At 50.8% G+C, this 3,159-nt stretch carries 1 protein-coding gene and 2 rRNA genes; 1 reads left to right on the forward strand and 2 read right to left on the reverse strand.

Features of this window, described 5'->3' with window-relative positions:
* Positions 1–70: ribosomal RNA gene (locus C7386_RS13075) — 16S ribosomal RNA — on the reverse strand; the annotation flags it as partial.
* Positions 71–633: 563 nt separating this feature from the next.
* Here C7386_RS13075 and C7386_RS13080 point away from each other — a divergent pair.
* Positions 634–2,520 carry an LTA synthase family protein gene (locus tag C7386_RS13080; protein ID WP_116705725.1) on the forward strand — a complete coding sequence of 629 codons (1,887 nt, stop codon included), beginning with the start codon at positions 634–636 and terminating at the stop codon, positions 2,518–2,520.
* Positions 2,521–3,064: 544 nt separating this feature from the next.
* Here the strand turns inward: C7386_RS13080 and rrf are convergent.
* A 5S ribosomal RNA gene (rrf, locus tag C7386_RS13085) occupies positions 3,065–3,159 on the reverse strand; the annotation flags it as partial.

Here is a 3,159-nt window from a genome sequence, read left to right on the forward strand (position 1 = left end):
TCCGTTCGACTTGCATGTGTTAGGCACGCCGCCAGCGTTCATCCTGAGCCAGGATCAAACTCTCTAAAAATTGTATTTAAAGAACCGAAGTTCTTAAAATCGACTTTAGAGTCTGACGTGTCACTTTGTTTTAACTGGAGTTGTGACTTCCAGCGATTTACCAAGAGTAAAAAACTCTCGAAATTTCAGGTTCGCACTACAACCTTGTTCATATCGAACAAAAGTTTAAGCACATCGTTGTTTAATTTACAAGGTACAATCTGCTGTTTTCAAAGAGTTTTCACAACTTTTCGTTGTTCTTAACTGCTCATCAACAGCTTATTTAGTATATCAAAACCAGAAGCATTTGTCAAGAACTTTTTTCAAATTCTTTTTTGAAGAATCAAGCCGTTCTAAATCAAACTTTTCGGTTTTGCGCTTGTCTCTGAGAGACAGCTTTAATAGAATACCAAATCCCAGAGCAAATGTCAAGCACTTTTTTCATTTATTTTTGCGCCGCACAGTGCCTACATATAGTAGTATACCTGCCTGTCCCTGTCGCATGCCCTGTAAGCCGCATCTAACCTTGACATTTTCCCCAATTTAGTGTATAATTCCGCTCTTGTGGGAACTTTTTTACGAGGAGAACGGTTTATGAAAAAAGTTGGTTCACTGATCAGGCAACTGCTGCCGCGGCGTGATGTGCCGCTGCGCCAAAACGCAAGGGCGCAAAAGCTGCTCCTGCTGCTGCTGACACCGCTTACCGCGTTTTGGCTGATGCAGCTTGTGCTCGGCTCTCCACCGTGGAATATGAGCGCAGGCGTGGCGCTGGCCAACTGGCTGTGTCTGAGCGCACTCTACTGGATCGGCTGTGCGATCATCGGCTATCCAGCGGTCTGCTGCGTGCTGCTGCACATTCTGGCCGGTATGTGGGGCGCTGCGAATTACTTCGTTTCTGTCTTCCGCGGCACACCTATTCTGCCGTGGGACTTTAAGGCACTCGGTACCGCTGTAGCCGTTGCAGGCAGTTACAGCCTGTCTATGACCTGGCAAATCGCCATCTGCATTATGCTAGTCACACTGCTTGCGTGGGCGCTGCGTCCTTATTATAAGATGGGGCATTTTCGGCTGCGCAAAGGCGATCTGCTGCGCCGCGGTTCCGTGCTCATTGCCGGTCTGCTATGTCTCATCCCAATCGCCCACCCGCAAATACTGGGCATGTTCGGCGTAGAGACCGACGTGTGGGATCAGCTCGGTGCTTACCAGACCGGCGGTGCCGCTGCAGAATTTCTGCGAAATACCGAATTTATGGAAGTGGAAAAACCGGATGATACCACGCCGAAACGCGTCAACGCTATTGTAAATGGTACAGAGGATGACCCGACACCGAATGTCGGCGTTGATCACCCGAATATTGTTGCCATTATGAATGAATCATGGGCGGACTTTGAGGACTTCGGCAATCTGACGCTTACGGAAAGCCCAATGAATTACATCAACAGCGTGTCGAATGCAATCCATGGTCACGCCTACACCTCGGTATTCGGCGCGGGCACAAGCACGAGCGAGTTTGAGTTCCTGACCGGTAATTCGATGAACTTCCTGCCGTCGGGCAGTATCCCGTATCAGCAGTACATCCTCGGTCCGACGGATTCGCTGGCTACGCTGCTCAAGGGCTACGGCTATGAGACGCGTGCGTTCCATCCGGGTGAGCAGACCTCGTGGCAGCGTAATATCGCGTATCCGCGTCTGGGCTTCGACTCATTCAAGTGCGGCGAGGACATGGACGTACCGCAGACTGAGGAGCACGGCTACGTCAGCGACGATTCCGACTTCGAGCAGATTATTTGGGAGTTTGAGCATAAGGACGAAAGCACACCGCTGTTTCTGTTCAATGTGACGATTCAGAACCACGGCAGCTACACGGTTGAGGATTACCCCGCCGAAGTGCAGCTCGCCGACGAGCCGGGTGCGTACCCCAAGGCAGAGCAGTATCTGACGCTCGCCAATAAGACCGATGAGGCCTTCAAAAAGCTGATCGACTACTTCTCGGCACAGACTGAGCCGACCATTCTCGTTATGTTCGGCGACCATCAGCCGTCCGTCGAGCAGGAATTTCTCGATAAGGCGTACGGTGTCACGCAGGACGAGATGACCATGGCACAGTATATGGATAAGTTTAAGGTACCATTCATCATCTGGGCCAACTACCCGCTGACCGGCGATTCGACCAAGATCACCAGCCTGAATTTTCTTGCTCAGTATGTGCTGCGCAACGCAGGCATTGAAACCAGTGCCTACGGCAAATACCTGTGGAATCTGCAGAAAACCATTCCGGCGATGACCTTTGCCGGCTATTTCGATAGTGAAGGCAATGCATACAGCCATCTGGATACCACAAAATTTACCCCGCTGATCGAAGATTACGAGCGCATACAATATAACAACCTGTTTGGCGGCGACGAACGCCAGGCAGAACTGTTTGCCTCTCCGGCAAGTACAACTTCAAGCGATGCCGCAAACGCAGCTGACGGCGATTAAATCGAAAAGCGACTGCTATGCAGTCGCTTTTTATTATCTAAAATCCATCTAAATCCAAGCACGTGCTTTACCTGATAGGCCCCATCCACCAGCACCCGTAAACAATTCGCGCGACACGGGTATGTCGCGCCTGCGTAGACTTAACCGCATGTGTAGCAGCAAAGTATCTGACACTGCGAATAGGTAGAGAAATGGGAGCACGCTGTGCTGTAGAAAAGATCCTCTTCCGTTCCCTTTTTCAGGGCGGTCTCCGGTCTCTGATCTGCGCCAGACTAAGAAGCAAAGGAAAACGGGAGTTAAGAGGGTAGAAACCGCAGGTATCTACCCTCTTGCCCACCGCCGTGGTACGGCGAACTCCCCGCTGAATCTCAGCGAAAAACTCTCCGCCCTGATAGAGCGAATCGCCTGTGCGGTTCAAGTCCACCAGCAAACCACTGCAGAAAAGGCTGCCGCCCAGACAGAACGTATTGCTGACGCAACTCATATACCCCGCAAAATCTCTGCAGAAAAAAGAAAAAGCAGCAACTTTCGTTGCTGCTTTAGATGTAGGCGTTGAGTTATCTTCCCGGGCCGTCGCCAGCCAAGTATTGTCACCGTAAACGAGCTTAACTACTGTGTTCGGAATGGGAACAGGTGTAC

The organism is Agathobaculum butyriciproducens, assembly GCA_003096535.1.
Lineage (GTDB): Bacteria > Bacillota > Clostridia > Oscillospirales > Butyricicoccaceae > Agathobaculum > Agathobaculum butyriciproducens.